23 protein-coding genes, 1 tRNA gene and 2 pseudogenes are annotated in these 23764 nt (G+C 71.0%); 9 read left to right on the top strand and 17 right to left on the bottom strand.

All coding sequences use genetic code 11. The features are described from left to right. Positions 1 to 231: 231 nt before the first annotated feature. Positions 232 to 1476: a ribosome small subunit-dependent GTPase A gene (rsgA, locus tag ACRQ5B_RS10650; protein ID WP_432393747.1), complete on the bottom strand. Its 1245-nt coding sequence runs from the start codon at positions 1474 to 1476 to the stop codon at positions 232 to 234. 265 nt (positions 1477 to 1741) lie between these two features. Continuing rightward, a complete protein-coding gene (locus tag ACRQ5B_RS10645; protein WP_432393745.1) occupies positions 1742 to 2206 on the bottom strand; it encodes an NUDIX hydrolase in 465 nt (154 codons plus the stop codon). Positions 2207 to 2271: 65 nt separating this feature from the next. On the opposite strand from ACRQ5B_RS10645, the gene ACRQ5B_RS10640 reads away from it, so the two are divergent. Beyond that, the gene (locus ACRQ5B_RS10640; protein WP_432393743.1) at positions 2272 to 3294 is read left to right on the top strand and encodes a pirin family protein; all 1023 of its coding nucleotides are present in this window, start codon (positions 2272 to 2274) and stop codon (positions 3292 to 3294) included. A 41-nt stretch (positions 3295 to 3335) separates the two neighbouring features. Here the strand turns inward: ACRQ5B_RS10640 and ACRQ5B_RS10635 are convergent, their stop codons facing one another. Beyond that, positions 3336 to 4268 (bottom strand): N-acetylglucosamine kinase, encoded by a 933-nt coding sequence (locus tag ACRQ5B_RS10635; protein ID WP_432393741.1) that lies wholly within the window; start codon positions 4266 to 4268, stop codon positions 3336 to 3338. A gap of 70 nt (positions 4269 to 4338) precedes the next feature. Between ACRQ5B_RS10635 and ACRQ5B_RS10630 the strand changes: the two genes are divergently transcribed. Next, on the top strand, positions 4339 to 5364 hold the full coding sequence (locus ACRQ5B_RS10630; RefSeq protein WP_432398740.1) for a nitronate monooxygenase: 1026 nt from the start codon (positions 4339 to 4341) through the stop codon (positions 5362 to 5364). Between the two features lie 48 nt (positions 5365 to 5412). Here ACRQ5B_RS10630 and ACRQ5B_RS10625 read toward each other — a convergent pair whose 3' ends face one another. After that, the gene (locus ACRQ5B_RS10625; protein ID WP_412883674.1) at positions 5413 to 6396 is read right to left on the bottom strand and encodes a LysR family transcriptional regulator; all 984 of its coding nucleotides are present in this window, start codon (positions 6394 to 6396) and stop codon (positions 5413 to 5415) included. A 271-nt stretch (positions 6397 to 6667) separates the two neighbouring features. Here ACRQ5B_RS10625 and ACRQ5B_RS10620 point away from each other — a divergent pair. Then, a pseudogene (locus ACRQ5B_RS10620) lies at positions 6668 to 7830 on the top strand (MFS transporter). Here ACRQ5B_RS10620 and ACRQ5B_RS10615 read toward each other — a convergent pair. After that, a complete protein-coding gene (locus tag ACRQ5B_RS10615; protein WP_432393738.1) occupies positions 7827 to 8990 on the bottom strand; it encodes a trans-sulfuration enzyme family protein in 1164 nt (387 codons plus the stop codon). The pseudogene ACRQ5B_RS10620 and the gene ACRQ5B_RS10615 overlap by 4 nt on opposite strands. Before the next feature lie 132 nt (positions 8991 to 9122). On the opposite strand from ACRQ5B_RS10615, the gene ACRQ5B_RS10610 reads away from it, so the two are divergent. Next, entirely contained in the window at positions 9123 to 9629 is a 507-nt protein-coding gene (locus ACRQ5B_RS10610) for an Lrp/AsnC family transcriptional regulator (protein ID WP_290255827.1), read from the top strand. 36 nt (positions 9630 to 9665) lie between these two features. On the opposite strand, the gene ACRQ5B_RS10605 is transcribed toward ACRQ5B_RS10610, so the two are convergent. After that, complete coding sequence (locus ACRQ5B_RS10605; protein WP_432393736.1) at positions 9666 to 10901, bottom strand: MFS transporter; 1236 nt, start codon at positions 10899 to 10901, stop codon at positions 9666 to 9668. A 175-nt stretch (positions 10902 to 11076) separates the two neighbouring features. Here ACRQ5B_RS10605 and ACRQ5B_RS10600 point away from each other — a divergent pair, with 175 nt between their 5' ends. From ACRQ5B_RS10600 to ACRQ5B_RS10590, 3 genes are all read left to right on the top strand, one after another. Next, positions 11077 to 11613: an Lrp/AsnC family transcriptional regulator gene (locus ACRQ5B_RS10600; RefSeq protein ID WP_412883679.1), complete on the top strand. Its 537-nt coding sequence runs from the start codon at positions 11077 to 11079 to the stop codon at positions 11611 to 11613. Positions 11614 to 11620: 7 nt separating this feature from the next. Next, entirely contained in the window at positions 11621 to 12616 is a 996-nt protein-coding gene (gene corA, locus ACRQ5B_RS10595; RefSeq protein ID WP_290255830.1) for a magnesium/cobalt transporter CorA, read from the top strand. An 83-nt stretch (positions 12617 to 12699) separates the two neighbouring features. Then, entirely contained in the window at positions 12700 to 14379 is a 1680-nt protein-coding gene (locus tag ACRQ5B_RS10590) for an ABC1 kinase family protein (protein WP_432393733.1), read from the top strand. A gap of 39 nt (positions 14380 to 14418) precedes the next feature. Here ACRQ5B_RS10590 and ACRQ5B_RS10585 read toward each other — a convergent pair whose 3' ends face one another. The 5 genes and pseudogenes from ACRQ5B_RS10585 to ACRQ5B_RS10565 form a co-directional block, all read right to left on the bottom strand. Beyond that, on the bottom strand, positions 14419 to 14772 hold the full coding sequence (locus tag ACRQ5B_RS10585; RefSeq protein ID WP_432393731.1) for a hypothetical protein: 354 nt from the start codon (positions 14770 to 14772) through the stop codon (positions 14419 to 14421). A gap of 35 nt (positions 14773 to 14807) precedes the next feature. After that, on the bottom strand, positions 14808 to 15482 hold the full coding sequence (locus tag ACRQ5B_RS10580; RefSeq protein ID WP_432393729.1) for an ATP-binding cassette domain-containing protein: 675 nt from the start codon (positions 15480 to 15482) through the stop codon (positions 14808 to 14810). Positions 15483 to 15883: 401 nt separating this feature from the next. After that, positions 15884 to 16354: pseudogene (locus ACRQ5B_RS10575) on the bottom strand (ATP-binding cassette domain-containing protein); the annotation flags it as partial. 241 nt (positions 16355 to 16595) lie between these two features. Further along, complete coding sequence (locus ACRQ5B_RS10570; protein ID WP_432393727.1) at positions 16596 to 17198, bottom strand: hypothetical protein; 603 nt, start codon at positions 17196 to 17198, stop codon at positions 16596 to 16598. 175 nt (positions 17199 to 17373) lie between these two features. Then, the gene (locus tag ACRQ5B_RS10565) at positions 17374 to 17709 is read right to left on the bottom strand and encodes a YnfA family protein (RefSeq protein ID WP_432393725.1); all 336 of its coding nucleotides are present in this window, start codon (positions 17707 to 17709) and stop codon (positions 17374 to 17376) included. A 61-nt stretch (positions 17710 to 17770) separates the two neighbouring features. On the opposite strand from ACRQ5B_RS10565, the gene ACRQ5B_RS10560 reads away from it, so the two are divergent. Beyond that, a complete protein-coding gene (locus ACRQ5B_RS10560; protein WP_432393724.1) occupies positions 17771 to 18613 on the top strand; it encodes an SDR family oxidoreductase in 843 nt (280 codons plus the stop codon). 39 nt (positions 18614 to 18652) lie between these two features. On the opposite strand, the gene ACRQ5B_RS10555 is transcribed toward ACRQ5B_RS10560, so the two are convergent. Together ACRQ5B_RS10555 and ACRQ5B_RS10550 are read right to left on the bottom strand one after the other, a co-directional pair. Beyond that, positions 18653 to 18922, bottom strand: coding sequence for a cellulose binding domain-containing protein (locus ACRQ5B_RS10555; RefSeq protein ID WP_432393722.1), 270 nt, complete (start codon positions 18920 to 18922; stop codon positions 18653 to 18655). A 295-nt stretch (positions 18923 to 19217) separates the two neighbouring features. Further along, the gene (locus tag ACRQ5B_RS10550) at positions 19218 to 20273 is read right to left on the bottom strand and encodes a glycoside hydrolase family 5 protein (RefSeq protein ID WP_432393720.1); all 1056 of its coding nucleotides are present in this window, start codon (positions 20271 to 20273) and stop codon (positions 19218 to 19220) included. A 276-nt stretch (positions 20274 to 20549) separates the two neighbouring features. Between ACRQ5B_RS10550 and ACRQ5B_RS10545 the strand changes: the two genes are divergently transcribed. After that, positions 20550 to 20726, top strand: coding sequence for a CsbD family protein (locus ACRQ5B_RS10545; RefSeq protein ID WP_290255838.1), 177 nt, complete (start codon positions 20550 to 20552; stop codon positions 20724 to 20726). 100 nt (positions 20727 to 20826) lie between these two features. On the opposite strand, the gene ACRQ5B_RS10540 is transcribed toward ACRQ5B_RS10545, so the two are convergent. The 4 genes from ACRQ5B_RS10540 to ACRQ5B_RS10525 form a co-directional block, all read right to left on the bottom strand. After that, complete coding sequence (locus tag ACRQ5B_RS10540; protein ID WP_432393718.1) at positions 20827 to 21651, bottom strand: DUF1206 domain-containing protein; 825 nt, start codon at positions 21649 to 21651, stop codon at positions 20827 to 20829. A gap of 114 nt (positions 21652 to 21765) precedes the next feature. Further along, positions 21766 to 21838, bottom strand: a tRNA-Ala gene (locus ACRQ5B_RS10535). A 168-nt stretch (positions 21839 to 22006) separates the two neighbouring features. After that, complete coding sequence (locus tag ACRQ5B_RS10530) at positions 22007 to 22489, bottom strand: hypothetical protein (RefSeq protein WP_432393716.1); 483 nt, start codon at positions 22487 to 22489, stop codon at positions 22007 to 22009. A gap of 639 nt (positions 22490 to 23128) precedes the next feature. Then, a complete protein-coding gene (locus ACRQ5B_RS10525; protein WP_432398739.1) occupies positions 23129 to 23740 on the bottom strand; it encodes a GNAT family N-acetyltransferase in 612 nt (203 codons plus the stop codon). Positions 23741 to 23764: the final 24 nt, after the last annotated feature.

Genomic DNA, 23764 nt, shown 5'->3' with positions numbered 1-23764 from the left:
ACGGTCCAGCCAACTGATCATATGCATGCTTATTTTTTACTGTAAAGCGAGTAGGAGCCCAGCGTAACGGGCGCCGCAGACAGGTTGATCAAACGAGTCGAAAAAGTGATCAAACCGTCCCACGGCGCCCGCGTCTCCCGCAGCGACGGCGGACCGCCTCCGCGGGGAGAGCGAAACTCTCCCCGCGGAGACTTCGGCACCGTCGACCGGACGGATGGGCGTAACTTTCCGTTAGCGGCCGCGCCGCCCGGCCTTGTTACCCCTGCTGGCGCCCCTGCCGCTGCCGGGTTCCCCGGAGCCGGCGGCCCGTTTGGCCCCGTACCCCTCACCCAGGCGTTCCGCCGCCCGTTTGGCCCCGTACCCCTCACCCAGGCGTTCCGCCGCCCGCTGGCCGCGGCTGGCCGCGGACACTTTCTGGTACCATTCCCGCTGGTAGGCCCGGCGCGCGGCCGCGTCGTGCCGGCGGCCCAGGGCGGCGAGCTCGCGCTCCATCTTCTGGTAGCTGGTCCAGCGGCGGGCCTCCAGGGTGCCGTCGGCGAGCGCCGACTGAACGGCGCAGCCCGGTTCGCGGTCGTGGGCGCAGTCGGCGAACCGGCAGGCGGCAAACAGCTCCTCGAGGTCACCGAACATCTCTCCCATGCCGTCCTCGGCGTCGTACAGACCGAAGCCGCGCACCCCCGGGGTATCCATCAGGACGGCGCCGCCCGGCAGCGGCACCAGCTCGCGGACGGTGGTGGTGTGGCGGCCCTTGCCGTCACCGGCCCGGACGGGGCCGGTGTCCTGGACGTCGGCCCCGGCGAGCGCATTGATCAGCGTGGACTTCCCGGCTCCGGAGGGTCCCAGCAGCATGATGGTGCCTCCCGGGGTCAGGTGTGCGAGCAGTTCCTCGAGCCCGTCGCCCTGCTGCGCTGACGTGGTGACCACCGCGGCGCCGGCGGCCTGGTGGAGGACGGTGGCGACGACGTCGTCCGCCACGCCCGCCAGGTCCGCCTTCGTGATGACCACCAGGGGTGTGGCGCCGGAATCCCAGGCGGCCACAAGGGTGCGCTCCAGGCGGTTATGGGTGAGGGGCCGGTCCACCGGCACCACCACCCCTACGAGGTCCATGTTGGCGCCAAGCACCTGGGCCTCCGAGGAGGCGTCGAAGGCCTGTTTGCGGGTCAGGGCGGTCCGGCGGGGCAGGACGTCGATGATGACCGTCTCCCCCGCGCTGTCGGGGCCGAGCCACACCCAGTCGCCGGTGGCGGGCAGGCCGCGGTGGCGGGGATAAGGGAGGTGGAGCGGACCGTCGTGGGCGGCGACCACGACGCGGGTGCGGTCGACGCGGGCCACGCGGCCGGCACCGGTTCCTCCGGACACGGGATGGCCGGCAAACAGGTCCCGGACAGAATCGGTGAAACCGTACGCTTCCGGGCCCTGGAGGCCGTGGTGGTGGTGAAGAGATGGTGCAGAGTGCGCGTTCAAATGAGCGTTCAATGGGAACCCTTTGTACTGGGCCCCGGGACATGTCGCCCGCTGCGGTCGGAATGGACCGGTGGATACCCGCCCGGCAGGGGGTGCCGGGGTCGGGTCAGGAAGCGCGGACGGCCGGGGCAGAACGTGTGCTGTGGCTGCTGATGGTGCGCTGCGCGCACTGGTCCGTTGCAATCATCACGTTCACCTCCCCCGCAGTAACTTTCGCATTTCCCCGCTGCCGTTCACGGCGCGGTGTCTTCAGGGTAGCCGCCCCCGCGGCCGCTGGCTAGGGTCCGTTCGGGGAGAGTCTGCCGTCCAGCGGCCGTTCCCGGTAGAGCCTCAACGCCACGTCCACCAGCGAGACCCGGTTCAGTCCTGCTACCTCGGCCAGCGGGATCCATGCCGCGTGCGTGGTGCTGCCGCCGACCTCATGGCGCAACTCTCCCCCGGTGATCTCCGCTTCGTAGACGAGCCGGAGGGACTGGAAGTCCCGGTGGCCGCCGTCGAGCCGGGACTCGGCGGGCCAGTACCCGACGTCGACGCCAAGCAGGGCGCCGACAGCGGCGTCGTAGCCGGTCTCTTCGAAGATCTCCCGCCGGCAGCCGTCCACGGGGTGTTCGGCCAGGTCCAGTCCCCCGCCGGGCAGCGTCCAGCCCTCGCGGCCGCCCTGCTTCCAGTACGCGAGGAGGAGGCTGTCGTCGCGGATGACGACGCCGTAGGCGGCCGGGCGGGTGTCGAATGGCAGGGTCATCGTCCCAGCGTAACCGCGCACCGCCGGCCCTGCCGGATCCAGCGGCCGGGCCCTAGAGTTTGAGGGTGACCAACCTCGAAGTCCTGCCGCCCGAAGAAGTCTGCCCCGCCGCGCACAGCGTGGCTGGAACCGCCAGCGGTCCGTGCCTCCAGCTCTGGCCGGCCCGCGAGGTCCCGCTCGGCGGGGTCCGGGCCATGAACGTCTCCCGCACCCTCCCGCAGCGCGGCCTGCCGACCGTGGGCGCGTGGTGCTTCCTGGACAGCTTCGGCCCCGACCGGGTCGCGATGTCCGTTCTTCCGCACCCGCACACGGGCCTGCAGACCGTCACGTGGCCGCTGGCGGGAACCATCCGGCACCGCGACAGCGTGGGCAGCGACGTGATTGTGCGGCCCGGGGAGCTCAACATCATGACCGCCGGCCGGGGCGTCTCCCACTCCGAGTTCGCGGTGCTGCCCGGCGGCCCAGATGCCGAAATGCCGCTGCAGCGCGGCCTGCAGCTGTGGGTGGCGCTCCCGGACAGCGACCGGCACCGCGCCCCGGCGTTCGAACAGCACCGGGACCTGCCCGTGGTCCGCGGCGAGGGCTTCGCGGCGACGGTCATGGTGGGAAGCCTGGCCGGGACGACGTCGCCCGCCACCACCTTCACGCCGATCCTTGGGGCCGACATCAGTTGCGACGGGCCGCTGGACCTGCCCCTGGACCCGGACTTCGAGCACGCCGTCCTGGTGCTCGACGGCAGCGTGGAACTGGACGGCCAGCAGGTGCCGCCGGGACCGCTGGGCTACCTCGGCACCGGCCGGGACCGACTGAAACTGGTGGCCGCTCCCGGGACCCGGTTCGTGCTGCTCGGCGGGGAACCGTTCGAGGAGGAACTGCTGATGTGGTGGAACTTCGTCGGCCGCAGCCACGAGGAGGTGGCCAAGGCGAGGGCGGACTGGGAGGCGCAGGCCGGAATCACGGACGCGGACGCCGCGTCGGCCCGCTTCGGGCTGGTGCCCGGCCACGGGCCCGACGCCGGCCCGGAAGCCGGGCGGATCCCCGCGCCGCCGCTGCCCGGGGTTCCGTTGCGTCCGCGCCGGCGGCTCTAACGACGACGGAGGGGTGGCCCGCCGGGCCCGGGTAGGCCGGCTCAGTCCTGTTCGGCGACGAGCTGCAGGACCCCGAACACCGGCTCCTGCTGCAGCACCCGGACATCGGTGATGCCCTCGGCGGCGAGCGTGGCGCGGAACGCATCCTGCAGGCGCACCACGTTCATACCGAGGCCGCTGCCCAGGATCACCGGCCCGGCGATGCCGAGCTGCCGGAGGGTCTGCGCGGCAAGGTCGGCCAGGTCGCGCCCGGCCTGTCCGATCAGAGCCTGGCTGGCGGGGTGTCCGGCGTCGGCGGCCTCGACCACCAGACGCGCCTGCTGGGCCCAGAAGCGCCGGCCGGTGGCCGGCGAGTGGAAGAGGGCAATGAGCTTGTTGGGGTGGTCCGTGCCGCAGGAGGACAGTAGCGCCCGGGTCAGTTCGTCGGGTTCCAGTCCCTGGTTCATCCGGCGCAGGCTGTGCCGGACAGCTTCCCGGCCCAGCCAATAGCCGCTGCCCTCGTCGCCGAGCAGGTAACCCCAGCCTCCGGCCCGCGCCTCGGCGCCGTCCTCGTTGCGCCCCCAGGCGGCCGAACCGGTGCCGGCGATGACGGCCACTCCTGTGGCGGCTCCCCCGGCCGCCAGCAACAACCGGGAATCATGCACCACGGTGACCCGGGCACCCGGGGCTTGCGGGGCGATCAGCGCGGCGAGCGCGGCGGCGTCCTCGTCCGTGTCGATGCCGCCGGCGCCGGCATAGACGCGGGCGATCGTGCCGCCGCCGATCCGCGCAAACAGCTCCGCCAGGTTCCTGGCCGCTTCCTCGGGAGTGACGTTTTGGACGTTGGCGCTGCCGACGGACTCGTCGGCCACGGGCACGCCGGCTTCGAAGCGGACACCACGGGTCTTCGTCCCGCCGATGTCCAGGCCGATCACGGCCCCGCCCGGGCTCGGGACGGCGGCCGGGGAAACGGAGGGAGTGTCAGAATGGGTCACCGGACAAGCCTACTGACAACGGCCGCCGAAAATCCCGTCAGGAGTACCCATGCCGCACCCGATAGCACCCATGCCGCACCCGATGTTTGGCACCAGCGTCTTCGCAGCGCCGATGGCGGGCGGGACGTCGACGCCGTCGTTCGTCACCGCCGTGCACCAGGCCGGCGGGCTGGGCTTCCTCGCCGCCGGCTACAAGGACCCCGCCGCCATGGCGGCCGAGATCCGCTCCGTGCGCGCCACGGGCGCCAGGTTCGGGATGAACGTCTTCGTCCCCGACCCGGCCCAGCTGCCGCCGGGCCCCGCCGTGATGGCGGCGCTGGAGGCGTACCGCCAGGAGCTGATCCCCGAGGCGGAGCGCTACGGCATTGAGCTCCCGGCGCCGCGGCTGGACGATGACGACAGCTGGCAGGAGAAGATCGAGCTGCTGCTTGCCGACCCCGTGGAACTGGTCAGCTTCACCTTCGGCCTGCCCGGGACGGACACGGTGCGTCGCCTGCAGCAGAAAGGTTCCCTGGTCCTGGCCACGGTGACCGGGGTGGCCGAGGCGAGGCTTGCGGAGGAACGCGGCGTGGACGCCGTGGTGGTGCAGCACTCCTGCGCTGGCGGGCACAGCGGGGCCTTCCTGCCGGGATCGGCCGGGCCTGCGGAGGGAACGACGGCGGACCTGGTGCGGGCCGTCCACGCCGCCGTCGGACTCCCCCTGGTGGCTGCTGGCGGCATCATGGACGCGTCCGGCGTGGCCGGCGTCCTCGCCGCGGGGGCCGGCGCCGCACAGGTAGGGACGGCCCTGCTGCGCACCGCGGAAAGCGGAACCCGCCAGCTGCACAAGGACGCACTGGCCAACCCGCGCTTCACCGGAACGGCCATGACCCGGGCGTTCACGGGACGCTCCGCCCGGGCCCTGGTGAACGAGTTCGTCGCCGCACACCCCGACGCGCCGGAAGCCTACCCCGCGGTCCATCACCTGACGGCCCCGCTGCGGGCCGCCGCAGCCGCCGCCGGCGATCCGGAACGGCTGAACCTCTGGGCGGGCACCGGATGGCGGGAGGCGCAGCCCGGGCCGGTCGCCGGGGTGCTGGCACGACTCCTGGGCTAGCCGGGCTTAACGCGCCGGCGCAGCGCACCGGCCGCCGGAGACGACCAGTCAGTGCCCGGAGCGGCCACGGACGAAGCCTGCCAGCAGGGAGGGGCCCTCGCTGAGCACCAGCTCCCGGAACAGCCGTACCGGGTCCGGTTCGGCGTCGGCCCCGCCGCGCTGTTCCCGCCAGGCGAGGCCGATCTCACGGAAGGCCAGGTCCGACTCCAGCGCCAGCTCCACCCAGCCCAGTTCCGGCGGCTGCCCGGGCTGGTGCCGGTCCAGGGACGGCCCCGCCGGCGGAAGGATGCTGACGCCCAGCCCGGCCGAGACCAGGCCCCGGGCCGTATGGGAGTCCTGGCTTTCGAAGGCAATCCGCGGCCGGAACCCGGCCTCCCGGAACAGGGCATCGGAGAGGGAGCGCAGCCCGTACCCGGAGCCCATCGCCACGAACGGTTCGGCCCGCACTTCGGCCAGCGGCACGCTTGCCCGGCCCGCCAGACGGTGACTGTGGTGGACCACCAACCGCAGCGGTTCACGGTAGAGGGCGGCGGAGGAAATTCCCCGGGTGGGGGCGGCGACGGGGGCGGTCAACGCCAGGTCCGCCTCGCCCGCGGCAAGCTCGGCCAGGCATCCGTCGCGGGAGCCCTGGCTGAGCTGGAAGGCCGGCTGCGGGTGCCGCCGGTGGAAGGCGCTGATCAGCAGGGGCAGCATCGCCTCGCCGAAGGTGTGCTGAAAGGACACCGCGATCCTGCCGCGGACCACCTCCGATTCGTGCCGGACCACGTCCAGTCCCGCTTGAAACTGGGAAAGGGCCGCCTCGATGTGCGGCAGCAGCGCCTCCGCCGCAGGGGTGAGCCGGACACCCCGGCCGTCACGGAGCAGCAGTTCCGTACCGATGAGGCGGCCTGCCCGCGCTATGCCGCGGCTGACCGTGGATTGCGGCACGCCCAGGGCCTCGGCCGCCGCGGTGACGTGCCGGGTCCGGCCCAGCTCGGCCAGGACCGGCAGCAGCGGCAGCAGCTGGACAAGGTGTTTGTGCTCCACATCCACGCGGGACCTCCTCGGCACTGGACCTCCCGACGGGCCGGGAGAAGTGTTCCTTTGTGGCTATGAATCTGATGGCAATGATGCATTGGAAGCATACCCGGCCGACGTCTACGCTGGGCAGATGCCCCGCCACCCCGTCTCCAGCCCCGCCACCGGCCGGCCCTCCCCCACGGTTCCGCCCGTCCCCGGCACTGAAGTCCCGGGGCACAACGGGCACCGGGAACCCCAGGCAGCGTGGGCCGGCCACCGCAAGGGCTCCGCGGGGTACCGCAGGATCCTCGCCGGCCTGGCCTTCGCCGGCGTCGCCACGTTCGCGCAGCTGTACTCCACCCAGGCCGTCCTGCCGCTGATTGCGCGCGGGATGCAGGTCACCGCGGCGGAGGCCGCCCTGACGATCTCCCTCGCCACGGTCGGGCTGGCCCTCACGGTCCTGCCGTGGTCCTTTATTGCGGACCGGGTGGGACGGGTCCGGGCCATGGCCTGGGCGATCTCGGCGGCAACCGTGTTCGGCCTGCTGGCGCCGCTGGCGCCGACATTCCCGGTGCTGCTCGCCCTGCGGGCACTGGAGGGTATGGCACTCGGCGGGATTCCGGCGATCGCGGTGGCCTACCTGAATGAGGAGATCACGAAGGCCCAGGCCGCACTGGCCGCCGGGACCTACGTTGCCGGCACCACCCTGGGCGGGCTGGCCGGCCGGTTGCTCGCCGGACCCGTCGGCGAACTCTGGGGCTGGCGCGCCGCCGTCCTGTGCGTCTCCGCCATGGCCGCGGTGGCGGCGGTCCTGTTCCTGGTCCTAGTCCCGCCGGCCCGGAACTTCACCCCATCCCCCGCCGGGGGCTTGCGCGGCGCGCTGGCCACCCTGGGACGCCACAGCCGGAACCCCCGACTGCTGGCCATCTACCTGCAGGCCTTCCTGCTGATGGGCGGCTTCGTGGCCGTCTACAACTATCTGGGTTTCCGGCTCTCCGCCGCACCGTTCGGCCTGCCGGCCACCCTGATCAGCCTGATCTTCCTGGCCTATCTCTCGGGCACGGTCTCGGCCCGTTGGGCCGCCGGGCTGACGGCGAGGCATGGCCGGCGGAACGTCCTGATCGCCGGCACGGTGCTGATGGTGGGCGGCCTGGCCTTGACGCTTACCGCCCAGCTTGTCCTGATCCTGGCCGGGCTCCTGATCTTCACCGGCGGTTTCTTCGCCGCCCACAGCATCGGCTCCGGCTGGACCGGGGTGATCGCCAGCGGCGGCCGGGCCCAGGCCGCGTCGCTCTACAACCTCGCGTATTACCTGGGCTCCAGCGTCCTGGGCTGGGCGGGGGCCTGCTGTTCCAGTCGCTGGGCTGGACGGCGCTGGCCCTGGGGGTGATGGCACTGGCGGCGACGACGGCGGCCGTCACCGCCGTCGTCCATCCGGCCGGGGTGCCCGGCGCCGCGCAGGCCTAGCGCGTGGCTTCCAGGGCCTGGACCAGGTCCGCGATGATGTCCGCCGGGTCCTCGAGGCCCACCGAGACCCGCAACAGCTCGGCGTGTGGCCTCGCCTCGGCCGCAACGGGCCGGTGTGTCAAGCCGGCGGGATGCTGGATAAGGGAGTCGATGCCGCCCAGGGAGACCGCGTGGGTGAGCAGCCGGACGGCGCCCGGAAGCCGCTCGGCATGGTCCGCGCTGCCCAGCTCGAAGGCCAGCAGCGATCCCGGTCCGGCCATCTGGGTTCCCACCAGCCCCTGCGGATCGCAGTCCGGCAGTCCCGGGTAGAAGACGCGGCGGACCAGCCCATGGCCAGCCAGGGCGACGGCCACCTTGTGCGCGCCGGCCTGCTGGGCCCGGACCCGGACCGGAAGTGTGGCCAGTCCGCGGTGCAGGAGGTAGGCCGGCCAGGGCGTCAGGATGCCGCCGGTGATGGCCCGCACCCGCCGCAGCCGGGCGGCCCACTCGCCGTCGGCCGCGATGACCCCGCCCATCGCGTCCCCGTGGCCGCCGATGAATTTGGTGGCACTGTGCAGCACCATGGCCGCCCCGTGGCGTGCCGGCTGCTGCAGCACCGGGGTGGCGAAGGTGTTGTCGACCAGCACCGGGACTCCGTCGGCGGCGGCCACGACGGCGGCGATGTCCACCAGGTCCAGGCTGGGGTTCGCCGGTGTCTCCAGGATGACCAGGCCGGTGTCCGGCCGCAGCGCACCGCGCACGCCGTCGGCCGTGGTGAAGGTGACCTCGGTGCCCAGCGCGCCGGTGGCCAGCAGGTGGTCGCTGCCGCCGTAGAGCGGCCGGACGGCGACGACGTGCTTGCGGCCCGTCGCCACGAGGGCCAGCAGTGCGGCACTCAGCGCCGCCATGCCGCTGGCGAAGCCCACGGCCTCGGGCATCGCCTCGAGGAGGGCCACGCCCTCTTCAAAGCGTGCCACCGTCGGATTCCAGAGCCGCTGATAGACCGTGCTTTGGCCTTCCTCCGGGGTGCCGCCCGTGGCCAGCTGCTCGTACGCGAGGCCGCCGTCGTGGACGGAGGGAAGCGGGGCGGTGGTGGACAGGTCAATCGGGACGGCATGCAGGCCCTGGTCCGTGAGGCCCTGACGGCCGGCGTGGACGGCCTGGGAGTCGAAGGAAAGCACGATTCTCCTTGTGAATATTCGCCATTGAATAGGGAAAGTATCCGGCAGATATTCGGAAGGAGACAGGTGTTTCGAATGGAACCGGCGGATATGGCCGCCTATGATGAACCTAAACCAGATCGAGGAGGACCCGTGAGCAGTGCCGCGAAGAATGTTCGGACCGGAGCGGGGGCCGGCGAACCGCTGGACGCGATCGACGAGCGTCTGCTGGCGGCGCTGGTGGCGGACGCCCGCATCTCCAACAAGCAGCTGGCCGAGCTGGTGGGCATCGCGCCCTCCACCGCCCTGATGCGCACCCGGGCGCTCTCCGACCGTGGCATCATCCAGGGCTTTGAGGCCAAGCTCAGCCTCCCCGCCGTCGGCCGGTCCGTGCAGGCCCTGATCGCCGTGCGCCTGCGGGCCCACGACCGCGAACAAATCGACCGGTTCACCGCGCGCGTGCCCAAGCTGCCCGCCGTGCTGTCGACCTTCCACACCTCTGGCTCGGTGGACTACCTGCTGCACATTGCCGTGGCCACCACCGAGGACCTGCGCGACTGGGTGCTGGACAACCTGGCCACGGACCCGGTGGTGGGCCACACGGAAACCACGCTGGTCTTCGACCACATCCAGGGCAACCACGGGCCGCTGCCGGACTGAGGCGCGGGACCGTCGAAGCCCGCGGGCTTCGAGGGACTAGGCGCGCAGCGCCTGCCGCAGCGACACCGCCGCGAGGACCAGGCCCAGCGCGGCACAGAGCACCACGAAGCCGGCCACCGCGGTCTGCAGCCCGACGGCGCCGGCGGCCAGGCCGAGGCCGATCACCGGGAAGGCGCTGCCGAGGTAGGTGATCACGTACACCGTGCTGATGATCTGAGCGTGGCGGGCCGCCTCGACCTTGCCGGCGACGGTGTTGAAGACGGTCCGGAACGCCACGCCCTGGCCCAGGCCCGCGGTGACGCTGGCCGCGACCAGCAGCCAGGGGCTGCTCCAGGCGGCAGCGGCGGCGATCAACAGCACCGACACGGAGAGCAGCACGAGCCCCACCGGCACCACGAAGCGTCCCCGCACGGCCAGCAGCTGGCTCAGGGCGGACGCGGCGAGGGTGAGCCCGGCCAGCACACCGATCAGCGGCCGCGAGTCGGCGTGGACGATCTGCGCGAAGTAGCCCGGGGCCAGGGAGAGGCAGAAACCGAACACGGCGAAGCTGAGGAAGCCCACCGACGAGGCGATCCAGAAGGCGCCCCGTGCCTCGCTGGAGACGGAGGGCCGGCGCGGGGCGAGGACCTTCAGCGGCTGCTGCCCGGCGGTGGAGGTGATCGCCGGGCGGGCTTTGAGCAGGTACAGCGGGACCAGCAGCGCCGCCAGGACCAGCGAGTGCAGGTAATACGGCGTCGACGTCGGACCCGGGAACACCGAGAGCAGCCCGCCGATCGCCGGCCCGGCCGCCACCCCGCCGGCCGAGGCGAGCAGCGTGAACCGGGAGGCCCATTCGGGCCGGCTGGGCAGCAGTTCACGCAGCGCCGCGGAGCTCGCACCGGTGGCCAGCGCCACCGCCGCGCCCTGCAGGGCGCGGCCCGCGCAGAGCGCCGCCAGGCTGTCGGCCGAGGCAAAGACCAGCCCGCCGGCCAGGCCGGTCAGGACGGCCAGCACCAGGGCCGCACGCCGGCCGATGTGATCGGACCAGTGCCCCGCAAGGATCAGGGTGGCCACGAGGGCCAGGACGTAGGCGGAGAACGCCACGGTCACGTCCAGCGCCGAGATGCCCAGCCGGGCCTGCAGCAGCGGGTAGAGCGGGGTCGCGAGATTGGCTCCGACGAGGAGCGTGAAGATGACGACGCCGGCCATCACCAGCCGGGCGGTGACGGAGGCATCCCAACCCCAGCGGGCGGCGGTGGCCGGGCGCATGCGGAGTTCACTGAAGACGGTCATGACGGTGTCCCTGCACATCGGGGTGCCGCGCGTGTTCCCGGTGGGGAGGCCGCGGACCCGGTAAAGAAATGGATGCCTCCAGAATGCGGCACTCATGAGCGTTCACATCTCTTTTCATGCCAAAATTGATCAAAACCATCAATGATGCCCCGCGCGGATGAACCGGAGTGATGATTTGAACAGCCTCGACCCCACCGATCTGCGGATCCTGCTGGAACTGGTCAAAGATCCCCGGGTCCAGATCGGTGAACTCAGCGACGCCCTGGGCATCGCGCGGAACACGGCGCAGACCAGGGTCCGGCGGATGCTGCGTTCGGGGATCCTGCACGACGGTGGCCGCGAGATCGACCTGGAAGCGGTGGGATACGACGTCGTCGCGTTCGTCACGATCGAAGTGAACCACCGGGAGCTCGACGGCGTGGTCGCCGCGCTGCGCCTCATCCCCCAGGTCCTGGAGGTGCACGAAATCTCGGGCCGGGGCGACGTCTGGTGCCGGCTGGTCGCCACGGACACGCACAATCTCCAGACGGCCCTGCGCTCCATCCTCCGGATCAAGGGCGTCATCCGGACCGAGACGGTGCTCGCCCTGCACACCCACATCCCCTACCGCACCGAGCCGCTGATCAGCCGGCTGGCCCAGGGCGCCGCCGGAACCGCTGCGCGGCCAGCGCGCCGGGCCGTTGCGCCCGGTGACGGCACCGACGCTGGATAATGGCCCGGTGACTATCATCGACAACGCCGTCTACGTGGACGGCGTCCGCCGGGCCGAACCCGAGAGCCTGGAACAGACCTTTGAGACCCTGAACCGCCACGGCGGCATGGCGTGGATCGGCCTGTACCGTCCCACCACCGAGGAAATGGCCGCCGTCGCCGCCGAATTCGGGCTCCACGGCCTCGCCGTGGAGGACGCCGTCTCCGCCCACCAGCGCCCCAAGCTGGAGCGCTACGACGACAACCTCTTCACCGTGCTCCGGCCCGCCCGCTACCTGGACGACTCCGAGACCGTGGAGTTCGGCGAACTGCACGTCTTCACCGGCCGCAACTTCGTGGTGACGGTGCGGCACGCCGAGACCGCCGGCGTCGGCCAGGTGCGGCGCCGCCTGGAACTGCGCCCGGACCTGCTCTGCCACGGTCCCGAGGCCGTGCTCTACGCCCTGATGGACCAGGTGGTGGACGACTACGGGCCCGTGGTTGCCGGGCTGGAAAACGACATCGACGAGATCGAGGACCAGCTCTTCAGTGGCGACCCCCTGGTCTCCCGGCGCATCTATGAGCTCGCCCGCGAGGTGATCCACTTCCAGCGGGCCATCCACCCGTTGCCGGCCATGATGCAGCACCTGCGCAGCGGCTTCGAGAAGTACCGCGTGGATTCGGAACTGCAGCACAACCTCCGCGACGTCGAGGACCACGTGGAGCGGCTGATCTCCCGCGCGGACTCCTTCCGGGACCTGCTGCAGAACGCGCTGACCCTGGACGGCACGCTGACCGCCAACCGCCAGAACGAGGCGAGCGCCGAACAGAACGAGCAGGTCAAGAAGATCTCCTCCTGGGCCGCGATCTTCTTCGCCCCGTCCTTCGTGGCCGGGGTGTACGGCATGAACTTCGAGAACATGCCGGAGTTGCACTGGGCGTTCGGGTATCCGATGGCGATAGGTCTGATGGCCGCCACGGCGACGCTGATGTACGCCATCTTCAAGCGGAAGGGCTGGCTCTGACCGGAGCCCGCTGACGCCGGTGCCTCTGACGGGAGAGCCGTCCCTACCGCCCCGTGTCCCGCGCCCCCGTGTACTCTGGCCGCATGAGCGCGCGGCGGGAGCGGTTCCGGCACATCGTGGAGACCCTGGGCAGGCACGGGCTGGGGTTCGCGGCGGGCGGGCTGCACCTGGAGCGGCTGCATCTTCCCGGCCGGCCCGCCGGCACGCCCGGCGCCCGGATGCCTGCCCCGGAGCGGGTGCGCCTGGCCCTGGAGGAACTCGGGACAGTGTTCATCAAGTTCGGCCAGATCGTCTCCACCCGGACCGACATCCTTCCCCCGGACTACGCAGCGGAGCTCGCCACCCTGCAGGACGCCTCCCCCGCCATCCCGGCCGCACAGATCCGCGGGGTCATCGCCGAGGAGCTCGGGCTGGCCGCGGACCAGCTGCTGGCCGGGCTGCGGGACACCCCGCTCGCGACCGGTTCCATTGGTCAGGCCCACGAGGCAATCCTCGCTGCCGGCGGCGGGGCGGCCGACGGCGGCGCCCTGGCCGACGTCGTGGTCAAGGTGCGCCGACCCGGCGTCGTCGAGGAGGTCAACGAGGACCTGGAAATCATGGCCGAACTGGCCAAACGCGCCGAACAGGCATCCGCGGCCGTGGCCGGCTGGCGGGTCGCGGCACTGGTGGACGAGTTCGCCCAGACCCTCCGGGCGGAACTGGACTACCTGCAGGAGGCGCGCCACGCCGAGCAGTTCGCGGCGAACTTCGCCGGCGACCCGCGCGTACACATCCCCCGGGTCTTCTGGGACGCCACCACCACGCGGGTGCTGACCCTGGAGCGGCTGCGCGGCATCAAGATCAGCGACGTCGGCGCGTTGCGGGCGGCGGGAATCGACACCGGGGCCCTCGCCGTCCGCGCCTGCACCGTACTGCTGAAGATGGTCTTCGAGGACGGGTTCTTCCACGCCGACCCGCACCCGGGAAACTTCTTCGTCGAACCCGACGGCCGGCTGGGCATCATCGACTTCGGCATGGTGGGCAGGATCGACGACGGCGCCCGCTGGAACCTGGTGCGGGTACTCCTGGCGGTGGTGGACAAGGACCCCCGGAGCCTGACAACCGCGGTGGTGCGGCTCTGCGGAGGCGCCGACGGCGACTACGGCACCCTGCAGGCGGCGCTGGGCCGGCTGTTGGACCGCTACGCCGACCGGCCGCTGGCGGAGGTGCCGCTGGTGCCGGTGCTGGCCGAGCTGGCGGGCCTGCTGCGGACCAGCCGGCTCCGCCTGCCGCGGGAGACGGCCCTGATGGTCAAGATGCTGGTCATGGCCGACGGGCTGGGCAAACAGCTGGACCCCGGCTTCGAGCTGACCGAACAGCTGGGGCCCTTCACCCGCGGCGTGGTGCTCTCCTCGCTCACCCCGGAGGCGGTGGCGGAACGGCTGAAGAAGCTCGGGTGGGAGGCGCTGAGGTTCGGCATCGAGGCCCCGGAACTGGCCCGGAGGCTGCTGGAGGTGCTGGAGCGCGGCGGGGTGGACGTGCACTTCCGGGCCGGTGAACTCCAGGCGCTGATGGACCGGGCGGAGAAGACCGGCAACCGGATCGTCGCGGGCCTGATCGTCGCCGCGCTGATCGGCGCCGTCGGGGAACTCGTGTCCTTCCAGCCTGACCGGTGGAAACGGTGGCCCAAGGCCCTGTTCACCGCCGGGCTGGGCGGGGTGGGCGCGCTCGGCGGCTACCTGGCACTCGGCTCGAGGCCGCACCGGCGGCGCGGGACCGGCTAGGGCCGCCCGCTTCAATCCAGCAGGTTTAGCGGGCCTGCCTCAGGGTGTGGGGCGTCGATGCCGTGCCTGCGCCACCAGCCGGGCAAAGGCCAGGACGAATACCGCCTCGATCGCCGCCATCAGCGCGAGCCAGAGCCACTCCCGGTGGCCGATGAAGTAGACCACCCCCGCCCCCACCAGGATGCTGCCAAGAACCAGCGCGTACACCGCGAAGCCGACGGCCACCTTCGCGCTGCGGACCCCCGTGCGGAAGCCGAAGCCGTTGGGCTCGCCGCCCGGCTGTCCGTGCACACGGTCCTGCCGTGCCGGGCCAAGCCGGTCGAATTCCTCCCACGGATCGGGTCCCTGGTCCGGATGTTGGTCCGGAGGTAGGTCCGGAGGTTGTTCCGCCATTGCCCCATTTTAGTCGCCGCCGTCAGCCGCGCAGATCAGGCGGCGCGCTGCTCCACCTGGCCGGGGGCGGCGCCGTCGGCCCCGAAGACCAGCAACCGCGTGGCGATCTTGTCCGTGAAGAACCGGTCGTGGCTGACCACCACGACGGCACCCGGGAAGTGCAGCAGGGCCCGTTCCATCACCTGCGTACTGGAGAGGTCCAGGTGGTTGGTGGGTTCGTCGAGGAGCAGCACGGACGCCCCCGAGAGCAGGCACTGGGCCATGGCGACGCGGGCCTTCTGGCCGCCGGAGAGGTTGCCGATCTTTTGCTTGAGGTCCGCCTCGGAGAACTGGAACATCGCGAGGAAGCGGTTGACCGACTTCCGGGTGGCGGCCAGGGCCAGGCTGTCCGGGAGGGCGTTGACGGCGTGCGAGACGGTGTCGCCGTCGTCGAGCGCCGCCAGCATGGCGTTGTAGGAGACGTACCCCGGACCCTTGGCCCAGGCGACCGTGCCGGCGTCGGGGGCCTCCTCGCCGGTGAGGACCCGGAGGAGGGTGGATTTGCCGCTGCCGTTGGCGCCCAGGACGGCGATCCGGTGGCCCTTGCGGATCTCGAACCCCAGGCCCGTGAACAGCGTCCTGCCGTCGTAGGACTTTTCCAGCCCCTCGACCCGGCAGAGGACGTCCTTGACGTGCAGGCCGCCGTAGATCTCGGTGACGATCTGGTCCACCGGCCGGGGGTGCGGGACTTCTTGATCTTGGCCAGCTTGTTCTCCAGACCGCGGCTGGCGGCCTTGGCGGCCTCGCGCCGGTCGGCAATGCCCTCCGCCTCGAAGGCGAGCAGCTCGGCCTCATGGACGAACTGCTGTTCCAGGGTCTTGAGCCGAAACTGCTTCTGGACCACATATTCGGCGAAATTTCCCGGATACTCGTGCAGGTGGTAGTTCTCCACTTCGACGATCCGCGTGACCACGGCGTCCAGGAACATGCGGTCGTGCGAGACGATGACGGCGGCGCCCTTGAAGTCGCGGAACCAGTTCTCCAGCCACAGCACCCCGGCGACGTCGAGGAAGTTGGTCGGCTCGTCCAGCAGCAACACGTCCGGGCTTTCCAGCAGGATCTTCGCCAGCGCGGCGCGGTTGCGCCAGCCGCCGGACAGCTCGTCGATGGCGCAGTGCCGGTGGGCGTCCTCGAAGCCGAGGGTGGTCAGCACGGTGTCGATCCGGCGCGGGTAGTCCCACCCGTCCAGCCGTTCCATCTCCTCGAAGAGGGCGGCCTGCCGGGTGATCAAGCGGTCCAGTTCCTCTGCGCCGGGGTCGGCGGCGATGGCGGCGTCAATGCCGGCCAGTTCCGCCTCGACGGCCTTCACCGGGCCGAACAGTCCGTTGAGGACCTCCGTGATGGTGGAGGCGCCGTTGAGTTCGGAGAACTGGGAGAAGTAGCCCACGCGGACGCCGGGATCGACGCTGACCGTACCGCTGTCCGGGACGACCTGATCCAGGAGCAGCTTCAGGACGGTGGTCTTGCCGGAGCCGTTCTTGCCGATCAGCCCCACCCGGTCGCCGGGCTCGAGCCGGAAGAAGACCTCACGGAGGACCGGCATGTTCTCGAAGCGGACGCTGACGTCGTTCAGGCGGATCAGGCTCATGGGGGTCCTTTCGGGGCGCCCGTGCCCGACGGCGGACCGTACGGTGGGCGGCCCGGCCGCTGTGGGAAGCGGGAGTGGAAGTCCGGGTGGCGCAGGGAACCCGTGGTTTCCAGAATATCCCGGCATGCGAAGAGCCCCGCACCGCGGCTGCGGTACGGGGCTCTTGGGGTGCCGGACCCTTAGGGTGTGCGGTCCGCTAGCGGCCGGACTTCCCGTGGCCGGCAGCGGGAGCCGCTGCCTGGGCCGGCGCGGGAGCCGGGGCGTGCTCGGCTTCGTGGGCCGGGCCGTTGCCGTAGCTGGGGACGGCGGGGGTGGCAGCGTGCTCGTCGCGGTGCTGCTCGGCGTTGGCCTCGCCGGCGGCACGGTGCGCTTCGGCGTTCGCGTGGGCCCAGGCGCTGTTGCCCGGTTCAGCAGGAGCGGACTTCTCCGGTTCGCTGTCCTTCGTTTCCGTGGACTCGGCCGGCTCCGTGGCCTCGCCGGTTTCGGTCGGGGCCGCGGACGGGGTATCGGTGGCCGTGGGGGCCGGGGCGGGCTCCGTCGGTTCAGCCGTTTCCGTCGGCTCCGCGGATGCGGTAGCGGCCGGGGCCGGTTCCGTCGGCTCGGCCGTCTCGGTCGGCGCCGCCGACGGGGAGTCGGTAGCGGTCGCCGTGGCGGTGACGGCCGGCGTCGGATCCGCGGTGATCTCGCTGACCGTGGCGGCCATCGCCGCCCCTGCTCCGCCGGTGACGACGACGGCGGCCACGGCTGTTGCCTTGCCTGCAGTGCCAAGGGCACCGAGCCACGCAAAAACTCCTGCCAAGGGGTGTTCCTTCCAGAGTTCCAAAGAGGTGTCCGGCAGGCCCTGTCACCAAGCCAACCGGGGAAAACATTACTCAGACTGGGACGGCACTCAGACTGGGACGGCGCGACGGCGGGGAACGGGATTCCTGCGGATTTCTTTGGGATAAACAGTGGTGCGGGGCGTCGGCGCGGGCTCAGGGACCCCTGGGCGCGAACATGATCACGGCCACGCCCACCAGGCAGACCACCGACCCGATGATGTCCCAGCGGTCCGGCCGGAATCCGTCCACCGCCATGCCCCAGGCCAGGGACCCGGCCACGAAGACGCCTCCGTAGGCGGCCAGGATCCGGCCGAAGTGGGCGTCCGGCTGAAGCGTCGCGACGAAGCCGTAGAGCCCGAGGGCAACGATTCCGATCCCGGCCCACCACCAGGCACGGCCCTCGCGGACGGCCTGCCAGATCATCCAGGCCCCGCCAATTTCGGCCACGGCGGCCAGGGCAAAGAGCAAAACGGTGCGCGCAATGGTCATGGCACCATCTTTGCGCACCCCGGCCCTTGCCCCCGGCGGCGTTGGCGGGTATGAGGGAAGCATGCAGACCGGACAGGGGCTCCTCCGGGGGCGGGTAGCGGTGGTGACCGGTTCGTCCCGTGGCCTGGGCTTTGCGATGGCCGAGCTGCTGGGCGCCGAGGGGGCCGCCGTCGTCCTCGCGTCCCGGTCGGCCGCCGATGCCGAGGCGGCCGCCGCCCGGCTCCGGGCGGAGGGAATCACCGCGTCGGGACTGCGCTGCGACACCGCGGAGCTGGCCGACGTCGAGTCCCTGCGCGACGAGGCCCTGCGCCTCGGCGGGCTGGACATCTGGGTGAACAACGCGGGGGTCTCGGGTGTGTACGGGCCGACGGCCTCCACGCCGGTGGACGACTTCACGCGAGTGGTCCGGACCAACATCCTGGGCACGTTCCACGGTTCCCGGGTGGCCCTGCCGGTGATGCTCGGTCAGGGCCACGGCGACCTGGTCAACCTCTACGGTCAGGGCGATGGCGGACCGGTGCCGCTACAGAACGCCTATGCCTCCAGCAAGCGGTGGGTGCGCCAGTTCACCGAGACGCTGCGCCGGGAAACACGCGGCACCGGGGTGCGGGTCCACGGGATGAACCCCGGCCTGGTGGAAACCGACCTGCTGCGGCACACCCGGTCCCAGTCCGGCTACGAGAAGCGCCTTTCCGCCCTGCAAGTGGTCGTGGGACTCTGGGGTCAGGACCCGGAGGCCGCCGCGAAGCCCCTGCTGGGGCTGGTCACGTCGGATGCCGCGGCGTACCGGGACCTCACCCCGACGCGGCTGCTGTCCAGGGGCGCCCGGAGCGTCCTGGCCGGCCGGCTCCGTAGGAGTCACCGGATGCCGCTGGATATCACCGTGGTGGAACCGGAACGCTGAACGGCGGAAGCGCCGCCGCGTCTACCTGATGGGCCGCGGCTACCTGATGGTCAGCGCCGGGTTGACGGGCGCCTTGCCGGCGTTGACCTGCAGCCCGACCGTGACCTTTTGCCCGGCGGCGAGCTTCGCCGTCCAGTCCGAGCCGGTGCAGGTGACGGACGTCTTCGGGACCACGGTGCACTTCATCCCCCAGGAGTTGGCGACCGAGGTCACCATGGGGTCGTTCCAGGACACGGACCACGACGGCACCGCGCGCAGCGCCGTAAGGTCCAGGTTCGCCACGTAGCCGCCGGGCCAGGAACTGGTCAACCGCCAGGTGGCCGTCAGGGCATCCCCGCCGGCCGGTCCCGGGCTCGCGCTCGGCGAAGGCGACGGCGACGGACTGGTGGTCGGTGCCGGAGTGGGAGCCGTGGGCGCGCTTGTCGGCGTCGGGGTCGGGGACGTGCCCGGGGGTTGGTCAGGATCGGGGCCAGCGCATCCAGCTTGGCGCGTTCCGGCGTGCGCCAGTCGGATTGGACCAGACCGCCTGTCCCGGCCGAGTTGGGGTTGAACGCCCAGTAGGCAAAGGACATGCCGTTGGTCTTGAGGTAGCTGACAAGGGAGGTCATCCAGGCCTTGTCGGAGGCGGTGGCCAGGGCGGTGCCGAACTCCCCAGCAGCACCGGGGCGATCCCCTGCTTTTGCAGGTATCCCCAGTTGCGGTCCCAGACGGCGGGAAGGTTGGCCGGGTAGGCGGGGTCGCTGAACCATTTCTGGGCGAACATGGACGCCGGGTAGTCGTGCGGCGAGTAGACCACCCGGTGCGGCACGGCGAGGGTCACCGGCTTCGCACCGGCGTCGGCCAGGCCGCCACCCCACCAGGTGCCTCCCGCAGTCGCCTGGTTCTCGATCCCCTCGACGAGGATCAGGAGGTTCGGGTTGGCGGCCAGGACGGCGTTGCCTCCCCGCGTAGCCGCCGCCTGCCAGTCGGTCGCGGCGGGTCCGCCCCAGGTGGCCGACCCCGCGGGCTCGTTGTGCAGGTCGGCCCCGATCACGGTCGGATCGTTCCTGTAACGGGTCGCCAGCATCTGCCAGTCCGAGATCCACCGGGACTCGGGGACGGCGGCGGTGTACCAGAGGGGCGACTGGCTTGCCGAGGAGGGGCGGTGCCGGTCCAGGATGACCTGCAGGCCGTTGGCCTTAGCCCGGGCGATGACCGTGTCCATCACATCCAGCGGGCGTTTGCCTTCCAGGTTGTAGGCCCGGTTGGCCCAATAGTTGACGCTGCCCTTGATGGTCGTGGCGGCCAGGCACTCGTTGGAGAACGGCAGCCGGACGGTGTTGAACCCCATGGATTTTATGTTGGCCAGGGCTTCGTCGATGGTCAGGGTGCCCCAGAGTCCGTGCGGGACGCAGTCGGGGGTCTCGAGCCCGAACCAGGAGGCCGCCTTGATGATGTACGCGGCGTTGTTCGAGTCCCGGATGGTGCCGCCGTCCGTGTGCAGCCATCCCGTGGCCGCGGGCGTGGTGTCCGCGAGCCGCTCAAGGCCGGCACCGGACGCCGCGGGCCCGGCGCAGCCCGCCACCGCCAGCAGGGCGGCGACTCCCGCGGCGACGACGCCCAGCGTCCGGGCAGGACGACGGCGGGCAGGGCTCTGTTCGGTGGGGCGGCCTGATGACACATGTCCTCCAAGATTCCGGGCCAGGCAGGCCCACTGTGCCTCACCGTACCCACCCCGGGTGCCGCCCCTTCGGCGACGCTCTGGGTGGTCGGAATATTTCCTGGTTCTGGGCCGCGGCAGACGGCGACTAACCCTCGCGGCGCACGTGGCCGGGGCTGGGGTTTGGCTGGGACTTGGCCCCGGATGCGGCGCTCCTACTTGCGCGATAGATCATAAGCAGGCTTAGGATAGAGATATGGCCGTATCGAGCGGCCGCCAACCAGAGGAGGAAACACCATGGGACTGGGCGACAAGATCGAGAACGCTGCCGAGAAGATGACCGGCAAGGGTAAGGAAGCCGCCGGCGACGCGACGGGCAACGACCGCCTCCGCGCCGAGGGCCAGGCCGACCAGGCCAAGGGCGACCTCAAGCAGGCCGGCGAGAAGGTCAAGGACGCCTTCAAGAAGGACTGATCCTGGACAACTGCCAAGGGCGCTTCCCGTCACGGGGGGCGCCCTTTGCTGTGCCACCACACTTCCCACGGCGAACCGACGCGCCTGGAAGCGGTGGATCCTAGAACTTGCCGTACTTGGCCCGGGCCATCGAATACACCCCGTAGCAGACCAGTCCGGCGGCGGTGGCGGCGAGCAGCACCACGCCGAACGGCTGGGACCCCAGGGTCTTGAGGCCGCCGTCCAGGCCCGAGGACTTGGAGGGGTCCGCCGTCGCCGCCGCCACGATGATGAGTATGCCGACCACGGCCAGCACCACGCCCTTGGCGGCGTACCCGATGGTGCCAAGCCATTCCACGGCGGTGCGGGTGTTCCCGGGAACGCTGAGGTCCTCCATGAACTTCCGGGTGACGCCCCGGTAAACGTAGTAGGCCCCGCCGCCGATGATCGCTGCGCCGATGACGATCAGCAGGAGGACGCCGGCGGGTGCGCCGAGAATCTTTGCGGTGAAGTCGCTGGCCGACTGGCTGGAGCTCTTGGAACCGCCGGCGGCGAAGACGGCAAAGGTGATGGCCAGGAAGCCGAAGATGACGGCTTTTCCGGCCGCCGACGCCGTTTCCTTGACCTTGTCCTTCGCCTCGCCCTGCGCGCGGGCGGCGAGGACGGCCTCGCTCACCATCCACAGGGCCAAGGCCGCACAGGCGGCGAACCCCACCCACAAGAGGATTGCTCCGCCTGGCTTGGACGCCAGGGAGCCGATGGCCCCGGACTGGTCGGCCTCGCCGCCCTGCCCGCGGTCGATCTGGAGGGCGATGGCCCCGATCAGGATATGGACCAGGCCGATGAAGACGTAGCCGGCCCGGGCGAGGTTCCGGAGTACCGGTCCTCTGGCAGCGGAGCTGGCCTCCGAAACGGCCCGGTTGGCTTTTTGCGAGGCTTCACCCACGGCGTGATCCTTCACTGGTCATCAAGCGGCTGAACTGGTCCGCTCAGCATAGCCAGCGTGAGGGTGGAGGGGAATGATGGCGCCGCGCGGGGAACCTGCGGCGGGGAGGCAATGTGGAGCTAAGGAGATTCGAACTCCTGACCTCTTCGATGCGAACGAAGCGCTCTACCAACTGAGCTATAGCCCCGTGACAACGCCGCTCCCGAAAGGGAACGGCGTCACCAAACGTTCTTAGGCTACAAAGTATCTGCCCGCAACGCCAACCGACGCACCGGCGCGGGCAACAACCTCACCCGGAAAAGCCAGAAAGCCCCGGATTCACCGTGGTGGTGGATCCGGGGCCTCCTGCGTGGACTCAGGCTCGGCGCCGCTGGAGGACGTCGTCGAGGTTGCTCAGTGCGCTCTGGCCCTTGCCCTGGGGCTTGGCCTCGGCAGCCTCCTCGGCGCCGCGCACGGAGGCCTGCTTCAGAGACGGCTTGCCGACGGCCTTCGGTGCGGCTGGGAGGTCGAGGGGTTCCGGGGCCGCACGTTCGGCCTTGGGTGCCTCGACGTAGGTCGGCTTGGGCACCTGGACCGGTTCCCAACTGGCGCCCTCGGGGGATGCGGGGTCGCCGACCTGGTGGATGGAGGTGTCACCGGACGCGGCGGCCTCGGCCAAGGCAGCCTGCCGCAGCTCGGCGACGGTCAGCGCTGCGGGACGAACCGGCCCGGCGTCGGCTTCGGCGTCGAACAGGGGCTGTCCTTTGCCGGCGCATCGGAGGGGCAGCAGCGGGCTGCTCGGCAGGCGCGGGCCGGGCCGGGCGGGCCGGCGCCATGGCCGACCGGAACGCGCGCTCAACCTTACGGCGACGGTCACGGACAGCGAGGGAACGAAGGACCACGACGGCGGCCACCGCCGCCAGCAGGGTCAGGACCGGCAACCATCCAGAGCCCAGGCCGAAGAGGCGGAGCACGCCGGACACGACACCGGTCAGGAGGGACACCACCGCCAGCAATGCCAGCGACAGGCGGCCATACCGGATGCGGAACGCGGAGTTCGCCGGAAGGCTCGCGGGCCGGGCGGACTTCATCGACGTAGGGGCGGCCGACGGCGCTGCCGCAGACGAGGGCGCTGCCGCGGACGACGGCGCAGCCGCGTCGGGCGTCGAAGGGGCGGAGGCGGGGCGCTGCGTACTGGTCATCGGTTTCTCCTGCGGTGACGTCATGGCCATGACGTTTCCGGCTTGGGGGTCGGCTCGTTCCACGTCCGCGGCGTCCATCAGGAAGTCTCCAGCCGGCCGAAGCTGGCGGCTGTTCCGGAGCATGTAGGGAGCCACCCATACGATCCAGAGCGCAACAGCGACGACAAGGATCACTGAGCTGCTGAGAGGGAAGTCCACACTCAAAACCGTAAGAGCTTGAGGGCGTGGCGGACCGCATTAGCGGCGGTGTGTCGCGGCGCGGCCGGAGAAACTGTCCGACGTGACGAAAACGCAGGTCAGGACGGCGTTTCCCGTTGGCGTACCGGGCCCTCCCGGAGCCAACGGCCCAGCAGGCCCTCGGGGACTTCCTCGGCCGTCAGCGCAAAGCTGCGGTGGTCCGCCCAGCGGCCGTTGATGTGCAGGTACCGGGGCCGGTACCCCTCATCCCGGAAGCCGAGTTTCTCGACCACCCGCAGGCTGGGACCGTTCTCCGGCCGGATGTTGATTTCCATCCGGTGCAGCCCGAGGGTGCGGAAGCAGTGGTCCGTGGCCATGGCCACCGCGGTGGGGGCGATGCCCTGCCCGGCCCGGTCCTGGTCCACCCAGTACCCCAGCGTGGCCATCATGGCTGAGCCCCACACAATAGAGGAAACGGTCAGTTGCCCCACTATGACGGGTTCCCGGTGTCCCGGTGTCCAGGCGGCGATCACGAACGGCAGGGCCGTCGCCTGCGCCGCCTGGGCCTTCAGCGAACTCACCATCTGCCGGTAGTTGGGCAGGCCACCCCCGGGGGCCGGGTTGGACGCCTCCCAGGGCGCCAGCCACTGCTCGTTCCGGGCGCGGAGGGCGCTCCACTCGCGGCGGTCACGGCACCGGATCGGCCGCAGGACCAGGTCGCCGCTCTCCAGCGTGACCGGCCACGTGAAGCTGCC

The organism is Pseudarthrobacter sp. L19 (assembly GCF_050859435.1).
Classification (GTDB): domain Bacteria; phylum Actinomycetota; class Actinomycetes; order Actinomycetales; family Micrococcaceae; genus Arthrobacter.
Note: the sequence above shows the minus strand (reverse complement) of the source record. Positions and strands in the feature narration are given on the sequence as shown.